This is a genomic window from Enterococcus sp. 22-H-5-01, assembly GCF_050310005.1.
Lineage (GTDB): Bacteria > Bacillota > Bacilli > Lactobacillales > Enterococcaceae > Enterococcus_A > Enterococcus_A hailinensis.
In genome coordinates this window covers 923,162-939,269 of the sequence record NZ_CP189993.1, presented here as the reverse complement: position 1 = coordinate 939,269, position 16,108 = coordinate 923,162, and the positions used below count along the sequence as shown (strand labels likewise).

General features: G+C 38.6%; 16 protein-coding genes and 1 tRNA gene. 12 read left to right on the top strand and 5 right to left on the bottom strand.

Annotated features, from left to right (window positions below; genetic code table 11):
- Genes ACQKTA_RS04760 through ACQKTA_RS04750 form a run of 3 tightly spaced genes read left to right on the top strand, consistent with a single transcriptional unit; the run spans nt 1 to nt 3,791 of the window.
- On the top strand, nt 1-1,782 hold the full coding sequence (locus tag ACQKTA_RS04760; protein WP_427814380.1) for a V-type ATP synthase subunit A: 1,782 nt from the start codon (nt 1-3) through the stop codon (nt 1,780-1,782).
- Nucleotides 1,775-3,151: a V-type ATP synthase subunit B gene (locus tag ACQKTA_RS04755; RefSeq protein WP_427814379.1), complete on the top strand. Its 1,377-nt coding sequence runs from the start codon at nt 1,775-1,777 to the stop codon at nt 3,149-3,151. The genes ACQKTA_RS04760 and ACQKTA_RS04755 overlap by 8 nt, the downstream gene beginning before the upstream one ends.
- A gap of 4 nt (nt 3,152-3,155) precedes the next feature.
- Nucleotides 3,156-3,791 (top strand): V-type ATP synthase subunit D, encoded by a 636-nt coding sequence (locus tag ACQKTA_RS04750; RefSeq protein ID WP_427814378.1) that lies wholly within the window; start codon nt 3,156-3,158, stop codon nt 3,789-3,791.
- Between the two features lie 17 nt (nt 3,792-3,808).
- Here ACQKTA_RS04750 and gloA read toward each other — a convergent pair whose 3' ends face one another.
- Entirely contained in the window at nt 3,809-4,177 is a 369-nt protein-coding gene (gloA, locus tag ACQKTA_RS04745; RefSeq protein WP_427814377.1) for a lactoylglutathione lyase, read from the bottom strand.
- A 138-nt stretch (nt 4,178-4,315) separates the two neighbouring features.
- Between gloA and ACQKTA_RS04740 the strand changes: the two genes are divergently transcribed.
- Entirely contained in the window at nt 4,316-4,762 is a 447-nt protein-coding gene (locus tag ACQKTA_RS04740; RefSeq protein WP_427814376.1) for an NUDIX hydrolase, read from the top strand.
- Between the two features lie 20 nt (nt 4,763-4,782).
- Here the strand turns inward: ACQKTA_RS04740 and ACQKTA_RS04735 are convergent, their stop codons facing one another.
- Both ACQKTA_RS04735 and ACQKTA_RS04730 read right to left on the bottom strand, forming a co-directional pair.
- Nucleotides 4,783-6,132 (bottom strand): HD domain-containing protein, encoded by a 1,350-nt coding sequence (locus ACQKTA_RS04735; RefSeq protein ID WP_427814375.1) that lies wholly within the window; start codon nt 6,130-6,132, stop codon nt 4,783-4,785.
- Nucleotides 6,122-6,931: a lipoate--protein ligase family protein gene (locus ACQKTA_RS04730; RefSeq protein ID WP_407855656.1), complete on the bottom strand. Its 810-nt coding sequence runs from the start codon at nt 6,929-6,931 to the stop codon at nt 6,122-6,124. Before ACQKTA_RS04730 ends, ACQKTA_RS04735 begins: the two co-directional genes overlap by 11 nt.
- 142 nt (nt 6,932-7,073) lie before the next feature.
- On the opposite strand from ACQKTA_RS04730, the gene ACQKTA_RS04725 reads away from it, so the two are divergent.
- From ACQKTA_RS04725 to ACQKTA_RS04715, 3 genes are all read left to right on the top strand, one after another.
- Nucleotides 7,074-7,508, top strand: a complete 435-nt coding sequence (locus tag ACQKTA_RS04725; RefSeq protein ID WP_332580251.1) for a DUF1934 domain-containing protein — start codon at nt 7,074-7,076, stop codon at nt 7,506-7,508.
- Nucleotides 7,509-7,626: 118 nt separating this feature from the next.
- Entirely contained in the window at nt 7,627-8,190 is a 564-nt protein-coding gene (rpoE, locus tag ACQKTA_RS04720) for a DNA-directed RNA polymerase subunit delta (protein ID WP_427814507.1), read from the top strand.
- Nucleotides 8,191-8,305: 115 nt separating this feature from the next.
- A complete protein-coding gene (locus tag ACQKTA_RS04715; protein WP_427814374.1) occupies nt 8,306-9,565 on the top strand; it encodes a cytochrome P450 in 1,260 nt (419 codons plus the stop codon).
- 42 nt (nt 9,566-9,607) lie between these two features.
- On the opposite strand, the gene ACQKTA_RS04710 is transcribed toward ACQKTA_RS04715, so the two are convergent.
- The gene (locus ACQKTA_RS04710) at nt 9,608-9,967 is read right to left on the bottom strand and encodes a MerR family transcriptional regulator (RefSeq protein WP_427814373.1); all 360 of its coding nucleotides are present in this window, start codon (nt 9,965-9,967) and stop codon (nt 9,608-9,610) included.
- An 80-nt stretch (nt 9,968-10,047) separates the two neighbouring features.
- Between ACQKTA_RS04710 and ACQKTA_RS04705 the strand changes: the two genes are divergently transcribed.
- On the top strand, nt 10,048-10,890 hold the full coding sequence (locus ACQKTA_RS04705; protein WP_427814372.1) for a patatin-like phospholipase family protein: 843 nt from the start codon (nt 10,048-10,050) through the stop codon (nt 10,888-10,890).
- A gap of 193 nt (nt 10,891-11,083) precedes the next feature.
- On the opposite strand, the gene ACQKTA_RS04700 is transcribed toward ACQKTA_RS04705, so the two are convergent.
- Nucleotides 11,084-11,155 (bottom strand) — tRNA-Arg (locus ACQKTA_RS04700).
- 52 nt (nt 11,156-11,207) lie between these two features.
- Here ACQKTA_RS04700 and rpoN point away from each other — a divergent pair.
- The 4 genes from rpoN (at nt 11,208) to ACQKTA_RS04680 (ending at nt 16,105) form a co-directional block, all read left to right on the top strand.
- The gene (rpoN, locus tag ACQKTA_RS04695) at nt 11,208-12,509 is read left to right on the top strand and encodes an RNA polymerase factor sigma-54 (RefSeq protein ID WP_427814371.1); all 1,302 of its coding nucleotides are present in this window, start codon (nt 11,208-11,210) and stop codon (nt 12,507-12,509) included.
- Nucleotides 12,510-12,683: 174 nt separating this feature from the next.
- Complete coding sequence (locus ACQKTA_RS04690) at nt 12,684-13,727, top strand: sugar-binding transcriptional regulator (RefSeq protein ID WP_332580245.1); 1,044 nt, start codon at nt 12,684-12,686, stop codon at nt 13,725-13,727.
- Between the two features lie 34 nt (nt 13,728-13,761).
- On the top strand, nt 13,762-14,763 hold the full coding sequence (gap, locus tag ACQKTA_RS04685) for a type I glyceraldehyde-3-phosphate dehydrogenase (protein WP_332580244.1): 1,002 nt from the start codon (nt 13,762-13,764) through the stop codon (nt 14,761-14,763).
- 151 nt (nt 14,764-14,914) lie between these two features.
- Nucleotides 14,915-16,105: a phosphoglycerate kinase gene (locus tag ACQKTA_RS04680; RefSeq protein ID WP_427814370.1), complete on the top strand. Its 1,191-nt coding sequence runs from the start codon at nt 14,915-14,917 to the stop codon at nt 16,103-16,105.
- The last annotated feature ends 3 nt before the right edge of the window (nt 16,106-16,108 follow it).

Here is a 16,108-nt window from a genome sequence, read left to right as displayed (position 1 = left end):
TTGCAAGAAGGTAGAATAACAAAAGTTTCTGGCCCATTAGTGTTGGCAGAAAAGATGGACCATGCAGCTATTCAAGATATTTGTTATGTAGGGGATCTTGGCGTCATCGGTGAGATAATTGAAATGCGCGGCGATATTGCTTCAATTCAGGTGTATGAAGAAACTGCTGGGATTGGGCCGGGAGAACCAGTTAAAACAGCAGGTGAATCTCTTTCGGTTGAATTGGCACCAGGAATCATTTCTCAAATGTTTGATGGAATCCAGCGGCCCTTAGATAGTTTTAAAGAACAAACAAAAAGTAATTTTTTAAGTCGAGGAGTTCAGATTCCCGCCTTGGATCATGAAAAAAAATGGTATTTTGAAGCAACTGTAGCAGAAGGAATTTCTGTATCGGCAGGTGATGTGGTAGGAACTGTTCAAGAGACTAAGATTATTACACATAAAATCATGGTGCCAAATGGCATTAAAGGAAGACTTAAAAAAATTACTTCTGGAGAATTTACGATTGATGAAATTATTTATATTATCGAAACTGATTCTGGAGCACAAGAATTTTCGATGCTGCAAAAGTGGCCTGTTCGAAAAGGGCGACCGGTAGCTGAAAAATTAAATCCTGAATCCCCTATGATTACTGGACAACGAGTCATTGACACTTTTTTTCCAGTTATAAAAGGTGGATCCGCAGCGGTTCCTGGTCCATTTGGCGCTGGGAAAACTGTTGTCCAACATCAGATTGCGAAATGGGCAGATGTTGATTTAGTTGTTTATGTTGGCTGTGGAGAACGTGGAAATGAAATGACTGATGTATTAAATGAATTTCCTGAATTGATCGATCCAAAAACGGGAGAGTCTTTGATGGAGCGAACAATCTTGATCGCCAATACATCTAATATGCCAGTGGCAGCTCGAGAGGCATCAATTTACACGGGGATCACGATTGCCGAATATTTTCGAGATATGGGATATAATATCGCGATCATGGCAGATTCTACTTCACGTTGGGCTGAAGCTTTACGGGAAATGAGCGGACGTTTGGAAGAAATGCCAGGTGATGAAGGGTATCCCGCTTATTTAGGTAGTCGTTTGGCTGAATATTATGAACGTTCCGGTCGAGTAATTGCTTTAGGACACGATAGACGTGAAGGATCAATTACAGCAATCAGTGCCATATCACCATCTGGTGGAGACACTTCTGAACCAGTGACGCAAAATACGCTACGGGTGGTGAAAGTTTTTTGGGGACTAAGTGCTACACTAGCGCAACAACGTCATTTTCCATCAATTGATTGGCTGCAAAGCTATTCATTGTATTCTTCTGAGGTCGGAAAGTATTTGGATAATGATTTGCAAGTAAACTGGTCACAAATGGTGGGTGAAGGTATAAAAATATTGCAAAAAGAATCGGAATTGAATGAAATTGTCCGTTTAGTCGGAATTGATTCTTTATCAGAAAAAGATCGATTAACTTTGGAAGTCGCTAAATCTTTGCGTGAAGATTACTTACAACAAAATGCATTCGATGATGTCGATACGTTTACTTCACGTGAAAAGCAATTCAAAATGATCGCCAATATCTTAACATTCAATCGAGAGTGTCAGCAAGCATTGGCGCTAGGGACTTATCTAAAAGAACTGATGGAAGGCACCGTTATTTTACGTGATCGCATCGCTCGGAGTAAATATATTCCAGAAACAGAATTAGAAAAATTGGATCAAATCAATCTAGATATTCTGACTGAGATCCAAGCAATCGTTGCTCAAGGAGGAATGACCAATGATTAAAGAATATAAAACAATCAATGAAGTAGTCGGACCTTTGATGGCAATTGACCGAGTAGAAGGTATCAAATACGAGGAATTACTTGAGATTCGCTTGAATAATGGAGAATTACGCCGTGGACAAGTATTAGAAATCCACGAAGATAAAGCTTTAGTCCAAATTTTTGAAGGAACTAGTGGAATCAATTTGAAAGAATCGACTGCCCGTTTTTTAGGACATCCTTTGGAGTTAGCTGTTTCTGAAGATATGGTCGGACGGGTATTTGATGGTTTAGGCCGCCCAAAAGATGGGGGTCCAGAGATTTTAGCTGAAAAAAATGTCGATATTAATGGAGAAGTTATCAACCCGGTTTCACGAGATTATCCGGACGAATTCATTCAAACAGGTATTTCTGCAATCGATCATTTGAATACTTTGGTTCGTGGTCAAAAATTACCCGTCTTCTCTGGTTTTGGACTGCCTCATAAAGAATTGGCTGCTCAAATAGCACGACAAGCTACTGTGTTGAATAAAGAAGATGATTTTGCAGTTGTATTTGCCGGAATTGGAATTACTTTTGAAGAGGCAGAATTCTTCATGGAAGATTTTCGTCAAACAGGTGCGATCGATCGTTCCGTAGTCTTTATGAATTTAGCGAATGATCCGGCGATCGAACGAATCGCTACACCGCGGATGGCTCTGACAGCTGCTGAATATTTGGCGTACGAAAAAGGAATGCACGTTTTAGTTATTATGACGGATATGACGAATTATTGTGAAGCTTTACGAGAAATTTCAGCTGCACGTCGAGAAGTTCCTGGGCGTCGAGGTTATCCGGGTTATTTATATACTAATTTGGCCACTTTATATGAGCGGGCAGGACGTATTCGGGGATTGAAAGGATCAGTTACACAGATTCCGATTTTGACCATGCCTGAAGATGATAAAACCCATCCAATTCCTGATTTGACTGGTTATATTACAGAAGGTCAGATTATTTTATCTCGAGAACTAGATAAAAATGAGATTCAACCACCGATTGATGTCTTGCCATCACTTTCTCGCTTAAAGGATAAAGGTACTGGTGAAGGAAAAACCAGAAAAGATCATGCACCGACGATGAATCAGCTGTTCGCTGCGTATGCTCAAGGAAAACAAGCAAAAGAATTAGCAGTTGTATTAGGAGAATCTGCTTTGTCTGATACGGATAAAATCTATGCTAAATTTGCTGAACGCTTTGAAGAAGAATATGTTAATCAAGGATTTTATGAAAATCGTTCGATAGAAGAAACACTGGATCTTGGTTGGGAATTATTAGCGATGCTACCACGCACGGAATTAAAGCGGATCAAGGACGAAATGTTGGATGAATATTTGTCAGAAGGTGTTTAAGACTATGGTAAAATTAAATGTTAATCCAACTAGAATGGAACTTACACGGCTGAAAAAACAATTAACGACTGCCAGTCGTGGTCATAAACTTCTAAAAGATAAACAAGATGAATTGATGCGTCGTTTTATTCGATTGATCAAAAAAAATGATCAGTTGCGGACGCAGGTCGAAGAAGCTTTGCAGCAAGCGATGCAAAATTTTTCAATGGCAGATGCTTTATTGAATGATAAATATCTCGAGGAATTACTTGCTGTTCCTAAGAAAAAAGTAACACTAGATGTGATCGAACAAGATATCATGAGCGTAACAGTTCCTGTCATGAATTTTAGTCATGACCGAAGTTTAGCCGATGGTCCGCTGGAATATGGTTTTCTAAATTCTAATGATGAATTAGATCAGAGTATTTTGAAATTTACTGAAGTTCTGCCCAAATTATTAGAACTAACGGAAATCGAAAAAACATGTCAACTAATGGCTAAAGAAATCGAAAAAACGCGTCGGCGAGTCAATGCTTTAGAATATCTGACGATTCCTCAGTTGGAAGAAACAATTTATTTTATAAAAATGAAGTTGGAAGAAAATGAGCGGGCAGAAGTAACTCGAATGATCAAAGTAAAAAACATGGGAACTACTTTTTAGTAGCACCCATGTTTTTTTTAGCGGATCACTTCAATTTTGTAACCATCTGGATCGGTAATAAAGTAATATGAAGGATCTGTTCCTGGTAATCCTTTTAAATCGGTCACTGTGAAGCCTTTTGATTTATGTTGTTCATGAAGGGTTTCAAGATTTTCTGCTTTGATCGCAATGTGGCCATAGCCATCACCTAAATCGTAAGCTGCATGATCGTAGTTGTAAGTAAGTTCCAATTCATAGTCATCACCAGGTAAGGTTAAATAAACCAAGGTGAATTTTGAATCTGGGAAATCACGGCGACGTGATTCTTCAAAATCAAAAGCCTCTTGATAAAATTTTACTGAAGCTTCTAAATCTTTTACTCGGACACATGTGTGAGCCATTTTCATTTTTGAATCATCCTTCCTAAATGTACTATAGTTATCATATCATAAAACAATTATTTCTAAGCTTTTATGCTCAACGGTTGTTTATGAGTTTTTTTTAATGTAAACTAACACATAAATATAATTTGCAGGAGGTTACCAATGACCCAAGTATTTGGCGTAAAAGAAACTGGAAAAAATTATCAGGCACGTTATGCCGCTTATGCAATTTTAATAAATGATGAGCAGCAAATTGCATTAGTGCAAGCTCCAAATGGTGCGTATTTTTTACCTGGAGGAGAAATCGAGGGCGAAGAAACGAAAGAGGAAGCCATCGAGCGAGAGATGCTTGAAGAATTAGGTTTTGAAGTAGTATTAGCTGAATACTTAGGACAAGCGGACGAATATTTTTATTCACGTCATCGGGATACTTATTTTTATAATCCAGGCTATTTTTACGGGACTAAAAGTTGGACCAAAGTTTCGGAACCGTTAGAAGAGGGCAACCAAAGCAGTTGGGTATCACCAGAAAAAGCGATTGAATTATTGAAACGTGGTAGTCATAAATGGGCCGTCAAAGAATGGGCAGCTAAAAACCTTTCTAAATAATTTAGAAAGGTTTTTTTATTTTATTCAATTAATTCGCCGTTGCGGATATGTTTGGCAAAAGTTTGATAATAGTCTTCAAAGAGATCGGAATTCAAATTATTTTGCTGGGTCATTTCTTTTGGGTAATAAAAACGAACATCACCTTGTCCCTGCCCAGTCAAAGCGGCAACTAATTGACTCGCTCTGGAGAGTTCAATCAACGTACCATCTTTTTGCATCAATTCGATCTGAGTTCGATGGCTTCCTTTTTCAGGATGATAAAGGTCATAAGGCAGGTCATAACTTGAATTGATCGCTGTGTAATAGTGAGGATTGAATCCAGCTTTTTCAACTAATGATTTCATTTTGATCAATAAAGGATTCTCGCTGGAATCAACAAGAATAGATTTCAAAGGTTTACGATTCAAGAACCGTGAAGCTAAATCGCTTAAAATCAAATCTTGCTCATCGATCCATTGAGAAAAGTAAGTATTCAAAACGCCATCGTCTAATTTTAAATAATCTTCTAATGAGAAGTCTTCCTTCAAAAAAGGAATCAATAGTTGTGAATGAAGTGAGAAGAATTCCGCATCTTCTTGATACAATTCATGTGCGCGATCCAAAAGATGCGCCAATAAGACTTCCATACTCCGAGAGACAGGATGGAAATAAACTTGGACATACATTTGATAACGGCTGACGATATAATCTTCAACGGCATGCATGCCATTCATCGCAAATGCGATCCCACCTTCATAAGGACGAATGACCCGTAAGATGCGAGTTAAATCAAATGTTCCGTATTCAGTCCCAGTGAAATATGCATCTCGTAATAAATAATCCATGCGATCGGCATCGATCTGGCTGGAAATCATTTGAACGACTTGAGGATTTGGATAAGTCTTAGTAATGACACTCGCTACTTTTTCCGGAAAGCCTTCTTCAACATTGTTTAAAATCTGAAAGACTTCGGTTTCGGGTGAGGTAATGATCGCAACTGTTAAAGCCTCGTGATCCGTATGAAAAATATGTTCAAAGGTATGTGAGTAAGGACCGTGACCGATATCATGTAGTAAGGCAGCACACAATGCTACTAACCGATGGGAGTCGTCCCAACCATCTTTGCCTAATTTTTCTTGCGGATAATTTCGTTTGAAAATATCACAAATTCTACGAGTGATCTCATACACACCGAGTGAGTGGGAAAACCGGCTGTGTTCAGCTCCGTGAAAAGTATATGAAGTTGTCCCTAGTTGTTTCACGCGTCGTAAACGCTGGACTTCTTTTGAATTGATCAAATCTAAAATCACTTGATGTTGGACATGGATATAATTATGGACCGGATCACGAAAGACCTTTTCCAATGGCAGCATTTGATATTTATAACTCATGGAGCACCTCCTGAATAACCAAATTGCGTTGTTTCATGTTTTGTACGCGGCGTTGGTATTCTTCTAATTGATAAAATGTTGATAATGAGTTTGTTGTTTCTTGATAAGGCATGACTCGCAACAATTCTTTTTTTACGGATTCGACAGTTACTGGAAAAGGAGCGATCTCAGCCAGTGTGGTCATGCTGTCAGGGCGGACGGGTGGATAATCTTGACCAAATTTTTCTTTTAATCCGCTTTGATAAAAGGCACGAACAACTTCTCCGCGCGTTTTTTGATTGCCGTTCACACTAAGATACATCATGATTGCGACGCCTTCTTTGACTCGTCGTTGAGCGATCCCGGCAATTTTTTTGCCATTGATCGAAAGATCGAATTTACCTGGACAATACGAATCAGCTATTTCACCGACTGTAAGGTTGAATTGACCAAAACTAGTTTTTTTCAACCAGTCTACTAGCGCTTGATAGCCATCATCGATCGATAGCTCAGTGATACCTTTTTTTGGTAAAATCAATGAGACGTTTAAAATACCGGGATCATTGATAACACCTAGACCACCGGCATTTCTTAATAATAAATGATAATTTTTCTGATGGACGGTCTTTAAGGCCTCGGCAAAATAAGTGACGCGGCTATCTTTCATCCCTAAAATCAGGGTAGCTGGTAATTGCCAAAAATGAATAATAGGCTGATCATGATCACCGCTATATTCGGTTAAAACATCCGTTAGAGCAAAAGGATTGTATAAGTCCTGTTCGTCGATCATTTTCTGATCAAATAATAAAGCTGTGTTCATTCAAGCACCCTCTCACTTTCTAATTCCTTTCTATTATAAACAAAAAAAGATCAATGAGATAACTAAGTCGCTCAAAAAGCAGAAGTAGTTGACAAAAGAAGGAAAAGTATGAAAAATAAAGACTGGAAGGAGTGGAAGCTCTGTGAATATTAAAGATGGAATTCCGGCAAAAATTAAAGTACAAACGAAAGTCACGCAAAATAATGAAACTGAAAATTTCGTGTTCGATCTTCCTGGTCAAGTAGTTCAAATGGGAGATACCTTGTACATTCGTTACAAAGAAGTTCAACCTGATGGTCAAGAAGCACCGGTGACAGTTAAGGTCACGCCCGATTCGCAAGTTCAATTGATTCGTGCAGGTGAGTCTAGAATGCGGATGCGTTTTGCGTACCGTGAAAAAATGGAGACTAACTATAAAACGCCGTATGGTATGTTTATCATTTCTACTTATGCACAAAATCTTCATGTGACGTTGAAGGATCGACCATTTTCAGGGGTGATCAACATCGATTATGCCCTATACATGAAAGAAGAAAAAATCGGTGATTATCAGTTAGTTTTAGAATTTACGACTTAAGTAGAATAAAGGTTTGCTTTTTAGCTTTTGATTTTGTATGATAAGGAGTAGACTTTGAAAGGACGTGTCATACTTGAAACTTAGTATTTTTGATGGTTTAAACAAGGATGAATTATCAATGATTGAAGTGGCACACGCAATTCTGGAAGAACGCGCAGATGTAATGGATTTTTCTGATTTAGTCAATCAAATCCAAAACTATCTTGGCAAATCAGACAGTGAGATTCGTGATGCATTAGCACAGTTTTATACCGATTTGAATATTGATGGAAGTTTTATTTCTCTAGGCGATAATCGCTGGGGATTACGTTCATGGTACGCGATCGACTCAATTGATGAAGAAGTAAACCATGGCTTAGAAGATGAAGAAGAAGACAAACCACGTCGTAAAAAACGTAAAAAAGTCAATGCCTTCATCAACGGTGACGACGACGCCATCGACTATAACGATGACGATCCAGAGGATGCTGATCTATTAGCGGACGACGATGACGATGATATCGACGACGATGATGATGATGACGATGATGAAATCGCAGCATACAATACAGATCTTCACGAAATTGGCGCTGATTCAAATGAGGATGACGAAGAAGTTGTTCCTGGCGGAATCGAAGATGACTTAAGTGTGATCGACGACGATGATGAATTTGACGACGATGAAGAAGACGAAAAAGAGTAGATCATTTGATCTATTCTTTTTTTATAGATCGAATATTTTGTAAGGGTTGTCTTTTGTTCTTTTATTTGAAAAACGATACTATTAAAGTAGACGAAATGAATGAAAGGTGATCATTATGGAAAAAGTACCTGAAATCAAAATCAAATTAACAGATGTCAGCCAACGTTTGGATGAAGGGTATCTGCTTTTATCTGAATTGCGTAAAGAAGCTGATGCACCTGTAGTAAAAGCTCGCTTATTAAATAAAGAAGTCATTGCAGTCTACGGGAAAGAGGCCGCTCGTGCATTTTATGATCCTGCCAATTTTAAACGCAAAGGGGCAATGCCAAAGTTGGTATTAAAAACTCTTTTTGGTGAAGAGGGCGTCCAAACATTAGATGATGAGGAACATAATCAACGAAAAAAAGTATTTATGGATCTAATGACTCCGAAAAGAATGGAAGACTATCATCGAATTGTTGATCGGACGCTTACCGAAAAAATGGAACATCTGCAAGGTGAACTTGAGTTGTTCGATATAGCAAAAGATGTTTTATTTCGTTCGATTTGTGAATGGTCGGGGATTGATTTGACGAAGATGAATGAACGAGAAATCAACCAATTGGCAGAATACCAAATTTCGATGATCAGTTCGGCAGTGACGAATCCGACAACTCATATCAAAGGGATCGAAAATCGTAAAAAATCCGAAAAATGGGCACAGTCATTGATTGAGGAGGCAAGAATCAATCCAGTTGCAGGCAAAGAAAATGTAGCTTTGTACGCATTCGCAAATGCAAAGGACACACAGGGAAATCTATTACCGATCGATGTTGCTGCAGTCGAATTATTGAATATTATTCGCCCAACTGTCGCTTTGACTGTCTGGATTGCCTTGATGGGACATGCCTTATTTAGCCGTCCGGATATTTATCAACGATTACACACAGAATTTGATGAATTACAAGATTCGTTTATTCAAGAAATGCGTCGTTATTACCCGTTTTTTCCTATGGTCCCAGCATTTGCTAAAAGGGATGTCACGATCGACGGCTACTTGATCCCTGAAGATAGTTGGGTGGTATTGGATCTCTATGGGACCAATCATGATGAGCGGTCGATCGAAACACCGGAAGTCTTTCGTATCTCACGATATGTAGGGAAAGAAAAACATATTTCCTATGATGAAGAATACGAAATGATTGCACAAGGCGGAGGGAAGTTCGAAGCAATGCATCGTTGCGCGGGTGAATGGATCACGTTACATGCATTACGTGTTTTTTCAGATCAGTTAGTGAATAAATATAAATTTTCTGTCCCGGAACAAGACTGGACGATTCCGATGAATCAATTTCCCACTTACCCAAACAGTAAAGCGAAACTTTATAAAAAATAAAAACAAGGCAGCAGATAGAACTAACTATTTGTTGCCTTGTTTTTATTTAGTTAACTGTTGTTTTTTATTTGAGAGCATGTGGTTTAAGATTCTTTCTGTTTCGGCTAATTCTTTTTGCTTTACCTTGATTTCGCCCAATTTGTCTTCTAATAATTGAATATTTTCTTCTAGAGTACGAGAATCTCCGAATTTTTCATTGATTTGCAGCAACTCTGCGATTGAAAAACCATTGGCTAATAAAAGGACAATAAATTTTAACTGTGAAACGGCGGAAGTGTCATAATTTCGGTAGCCATTTTTATCGCGTGTAAAATAGTTGGTTGCAAGGAGACCTTTGCGTTCATAGAACCGAATAGTCGATATGGGTAATTTGGTTTCCTTAGCTAAGTCACTGATTTTCATAAATGTCTCCTTTGATTTGCCTTGAACTATAGTTCATAGTTTATACTATGTGAAATTAAAAAGAAAAGGAGCAAGAAAAAATGAAAAAAACTTTAGGAATCGTTTTAGGCGGTGGCGGAATTACCGGGATTGCTTGGGAAATAGGGATTATCAATGGATTAATCAGTCAAGGTATTGAACTTGAAACGGCGGATAAGATCCTCGGTACTTCCGCCGGTTCTTTTGTAGGAGCGGCATTAGCGAACGGCTTTGATATGCATGTATATATGGAGAAATTTAAAGATCCTGCAGCTTTTAATGAGTTTGCAAAAGTGAGACCTGAAGTAGCAAATCTATGGATTCAAGCTTTTCGTTTAGGTGGAAATGATCGTCAAACAGTGGGGCGATCGTTTGGCCAGATTATAAAAAAATATCCCGCATTAACTAGTTTAGAAGACCGGCTAACAATGGTCCGAAATAGATTGGTCACAACTGAGTGGGCAACGAATTTAGAAATCAGTATGATCAATGCTGCTACAGGAGAAATTCATTTTTTTGATCATCATAGCGGCATTTCATTGGTTGAGGCAGTTGCGGCTAGCGGTGCTGTTCCTGGGGTTTGGCCTCATATGCACTTCTTAGCTGCTGATTGGATCGACGGGGGAATGGTTTCATCAACCAACGCTTATCATATGAAGGGGATAGATATCGTATTAGTTCTGGCGCCATTACCTCAAAAATATGGTGCAATTCCCAGCCCTGCTGAAGAAGTTGAACAACTGCGTCAACAGGCAACCGTTGAATTGATCATTCCTGATGAAAAAAGTCATTCGGAAATTGGTGCTAATATCTATGATGCATCTAATTGTGCTGAGATTGCCCAAGCAGGCTACAAACAAGGTCAGGCTTTAGCCGCGAAGATCCAATCATTACTTGAAAATTAAAGACGAAAAAAATGTGCGCAACGATTTTTTGCGCACATTTTTTGATAAGGAATAAATATTTTGGAGGTTGAATAGTTTCTGATAGAATTGCTAAGTAGTAGCTAAAAAAGTATAATAGATTCCATGAGCAATGCAGCGTGGTTCGTTAATCAACAAAAAAAACCATCTCTCAATCGAGAGATGGTTTAAAATATGCGCCCTGAGGGAATCGAACCCCCGTCTCAAGAACCGGAATCTTACGTGATATCCACTACACTAAGGGCGCAAGCACGAATATTAGTTTAGCATATAAATAAAAAAAAACAAGGGGAAAGTATATGAAGTTTCAGCAAGGATACTCGCAAAAGCAGCAGCAGACACAGAAACTGGCGATGACTCAAGAGTTGCAACAAGCTATTCAAATTCTTCAATTCAATACAGAAGAACTACAAGACTATGTTGAAACTATTTCGTTAGAGAATCCATTATTTGAGATCGTTGCTCCGAAAATGCAGAGTGATTTGATGCAAATGCATAGTGGCGGCATTAAAAAAGAATCGTTTATCCAAATCGCCGATCACCCTGTCTCTCTCTTTGAACATTTGATTCACCAAATAAATTTGAATTATCGAGATACGTTCATCCGCGAAATCATGTTGGCATTGGTAGAAAATATCGACATAAACGGGTATCTAAAAGTAGACGAAGAAAATTTTAAAACAGAGATCAACGCAACGGATATCCAATTTTTAGACGGATTGACCCTTTTACAGCAGCTAGATCCGCCAGGGGTAGGGGCCAGAAATTTACAGGAATGTTTAATGCTCCAAACTGAGCAAGATGACTATGCTCCTAATTTGGCTTATCTTATTTTAGAAGAATCTTTTGACGAAATTGCTAAGCGAAAGTTTGAGATCATTGCCAAAAAATATCAATTGTCGTTAGCGCAAATCCAACAAATCATGGATTATATCCAAAATTTGAATCCTTTTCCAGGTGCTGGCTTTGGTAGTCAAGATTCAAACTTTATCATTCCTGATTTAACCTTGGTCCGTAGAGCAGATGAATTGGTGGTTTTATCCAATAAACGTGGACAGATCCGTTTAAACTTTCAAGAGAACTATTTCAATCGGCTAAAAGCGCAAGCGGATGAAGAAACAAAAATCTACTTAAAAGAAAAATTGCAACAGTTTGAATGGTTGAATAAGACGATGGGTCAACGTAAAGATACAATTTTAGAAGTAGGTAAAATCATTGTCCAACAACAAGCCCATTTTTTTGAAACAAAACAAGGTGCGTTAAAACCATTGATGTTGAAAGATATCGCAAAGCAATTGTCTGTGCATGAATCAACGATCAGCAGAGCTGTGAATGGAAAATATATTGAGACGGATTTTGGTATATTTGAATTACGTCGTTTTTTTGTCAATAAAGTTAATGATGAGGATACTTCAGCTGATGAAGTAAAAAAAATGATTGCTGATTTTGTTGAAGACGAAGATAAACGCAAACCATTATCAGATCAAAAAATCGTCGAAATGCTCGCAGAAAGAGAACAAAAAATTTCAAGAAGGACGGTTGCTAAATATCGTGATGCCTTGAAAATACCTAATTCATCGAAAAGAAAACGTTTTGATTAGGCCAAGAATATTTCTTGGCTTTTTCCTTGCAAGAAATGAATAAAACTGGTACACTTTGTCATGTAAGAAATTCGAAAATTCAAATGAATGTTTTGGGCTTCTTGCAATTTTTTTAAAGTTCATGGGTCGCTAAAAGTCTATGAGGGACTACTTAAGTCCAACGGAGGAATTCCTTTGTTAAGTGAATTAAGAGTACTTGAAGCAATCGCCCCTGATGTGTTAGAGGTTGTAAAAAAAAGATTTCGTATTATGCAGAATATTTTTTGGATGCAGCCAATCGGTCGAAGAAACTTAGCGGATTCCTTAGGTCTAACTGAGCGAGTCTTGCGAAGCGAAACAGACTTTCTCAGAGAACAACATTTGATTGATGCAACAAAGAGTGGTATGTTACTTACTGAAAAAGGCAAAGATTTATTGCAGCGGCTTGAAGTCGTGTTAGAGCAATTTACTGGCATGGATCAGTTAGAGAAACAATTAGCGTCACTTTTTGGAATTGATCGTTGTTTGATCGTTTCTGGTAACAGCGACGAACAAGAGAAAGTGATCAGTGAATTTGGAGTCTTAGTCGAAGAAGCTTTACGGCGAGAATTACCAGATGGCCGAAACATTATCGCAGTAATGGGCGGTACAACGATGGCAGAAGTCGCCAGACACGTCAGTCCATTAGAAACAACGAAACGCCATAATCTTTTTGTTCCAGCAAGAGGCGGTATCGGAGAAGCTGTTGCGATCCAAGCCAATTCTGTTAGTGCATTGATGGCTGCAAATGCTCACGGTGAGCATCGCGCTTTATATGTGCCTGAACAATTAAGTGAAGAAGCGTATCACACATTGCTTAAAGAACCTTCAATTAAAAGTGTTCTAGCAATGATTAAAGAAGCCAACTGTGTTGTTCACAGCATTGGTCGTGCTTTGCACATGGCAGCAAGACGAAAAATGTCAGAAGATGAGATTATTCGTTTGAAACAAAAGAATGCTGTCGCTGAATCATTTGGTTACTTTTTTGACGAAAATGGAGCAATCGTTCATAAAGTACCACGAATTGGATTGTCTTTAGAAGATATCCAAAAGATGCCGATGATTCTAGCCGTGGCAGGTGGCAGAAGTAAAGTTAAAGCCATCACCGCGTATATGAAAAATGCTCCAAAACAAACGTGGCTCATCACAGATGAAGCTGCCGCAAATGAGATTTTAAAAGGGAATACCCCTTTAAAATAAATATTTTTTTGATTCCATGAGGAGGAAATCTTAAATGACAGTAAAAGTTGGAATTAACGGATTTGGACGTATCGGACGCTTAGCATTCCGCCGTATCCAAGATGTAGAAGGATTGGAAGTTGTAGCTATCAACGACTTAACAGACGCTAAAATGTTGGCTCACTTGTTAAAATATGATACAACTCAAGGCCGCTTTAACGGAACTGTTGAAGTTCACGAAGGTTCATTCAACGTGAACGGCAAAGAAGTAAAAGTTCTTGCTAACCGCAACCCTGAAGAATTACCTTGGGGAGACCTAGGAGTAGATATCGTTTTAGAATGTACTGGATTCTTCACTTCAAAAGCTGCTGCTGAAAAACATTTAACAGCTGGCGCTAAACGTGTTGTTATCTCAGCTCCTGGTGGTAACGATGTTCCAACAATCGTTTATAACACTAACCACGAAACTTTAACTGGTGACGAAACAGTTATCTCTGGTGCTTCATGTACTACTAACTGTTTAGCTCCTATGGCTAAAACTTTAAATGACGAATTTGGTGTTGTTGAAGGATTAATGACAACTATCCACGCTTACACTGGTGACCAAATGACTCTTGATGGACCTCACCCTAAAGGCGACTTCCGTCGTGCACGTGCTGCTGCAGCAAACATTACACCTAACTCAACTGGTGCTGCTAAAGCAATCGGTCTAGTTATCCCTGAATTAAACGGTAAATTAGACGGAGCTGCTCAACGTGTTCCTGTTGCAACTGGTTCATTAACTGAATTAGTTACTGTTCTTAACAAAAAAGTTACTGTTGACGAAGTAAATGCTGCTATGAAAGCTGCATCTAACGAATCATTCGGTTACAACACTGACGAAATCGTTTCTTCTGATATCGTAGGTATGAACTATGGTTCATTATTCGACGAAACTCAAACTAAAGTTATGACAGTCGGCGACCAACAATTAGTTAAAACTGTTGCTTGGTACGACAACGAAATGTCTTACACTTCACAATTAGTTCGTACTTTAGAATACTTCGCTAAACTTTAAGATTTATTTTAAAATAGAACGATAGTGTCTGAAATAGGCGGGGAAGCAACGCGCTTCTCCGTTTTTTTCGTAAGTCTATCATTGGCTCTTTTAATAGAAAGAGTTGTATAATAAAAAAAGATTTAAAAATCATACTTGGAGGTTTTCTTTCATGGCAAAAATGACAGTTAAAGATCTTGACTTGAAAGACAAGAAAGTTTTAGTTCGTGTGGACTTCAACGTTCCTGTTAAAGATGGCGTGATTACTGATGACACTCGTATTAAAGCGGCGTTACCAACAATCAACTACATTTTAGAACAAGGCGGAAAAGCTATTCTGTTCTCTCACCTTGGTCGTGTAAAAAAAGAAGAAGATAAAGCAGGCAAATCATTAAAACCTGTAGCTGTTCGCTTAAGCGAATTATTAGGTAAAAATGTTACATTTGTACCTGAAACTCGTGGCTCTGAATTAGAAGCAGCGATCGCAGACATGAAAGACGGCGACGTAGTTGTATTTGAAAACACTCGTTTCGAAGACATCGACGGCAAAAAAGAAAGCGGCAATGACGCTGAACTTGGTAAATACTGGGCTTCATTAGGCGACGTGTTCGTTAATGATGCATTCGGTACTGCTCACCGTGCTCATGCTTCAAACGTAGGTATCGCTTCTACTGGAATCCCAACTGTAGCTGGATTCTTAATGGAAAAAGAAATCAAATTCATCGGCGAAGCTGTTGAAGAACCTAAACGCCCTATGGTTGCAATCCTAGGTGGCGCTAAAGTTTCTGACAAAATCGGCGTAATCAAAAACTTGATTCCTAAAGCTGACAAAATCTTGATCGGTGGCGGAATGACTTATACATTCTACAAAGCTAAAGGTATGGAAATCGGTAACTCATTAGTAGAAGCTGATAAAATCGAATTAGCAAAAGAATTGATCGAAGCAGCTGGCGACAAATTAGTTTTACCAGTTGACTCAATCACAGCGGCTGAATTCTCAAACGATGTTCCAACTGAAGAACATACTGGTGATGTTCCAGCAGGACAAATGGGTCTTGACATTGGACCAGAATCAATCGCTTTATTCTCTGAAACATTAAAAGGTGCTAAAACAGTTGTATGGAACGGACCTATGGGTGTGTTCGAAATGAGTAATTTCGCTCGTGGAACAATTGGTGTTTGTGAAGCAATCGCAAACTTAGAAGGCGCAACTACTATCATCGGTGGTGGGGATTCTGCAGCTGCAGCTGAACAACTTGGCTTTGCTGATAAATTCACTCACATTTCAACTGGTGGCGGTGCAAGTCTTGAATTATTAGAAGGTAAAGAATTACCTGGTCTTGCAGCAATCAACGACAAATAAAAA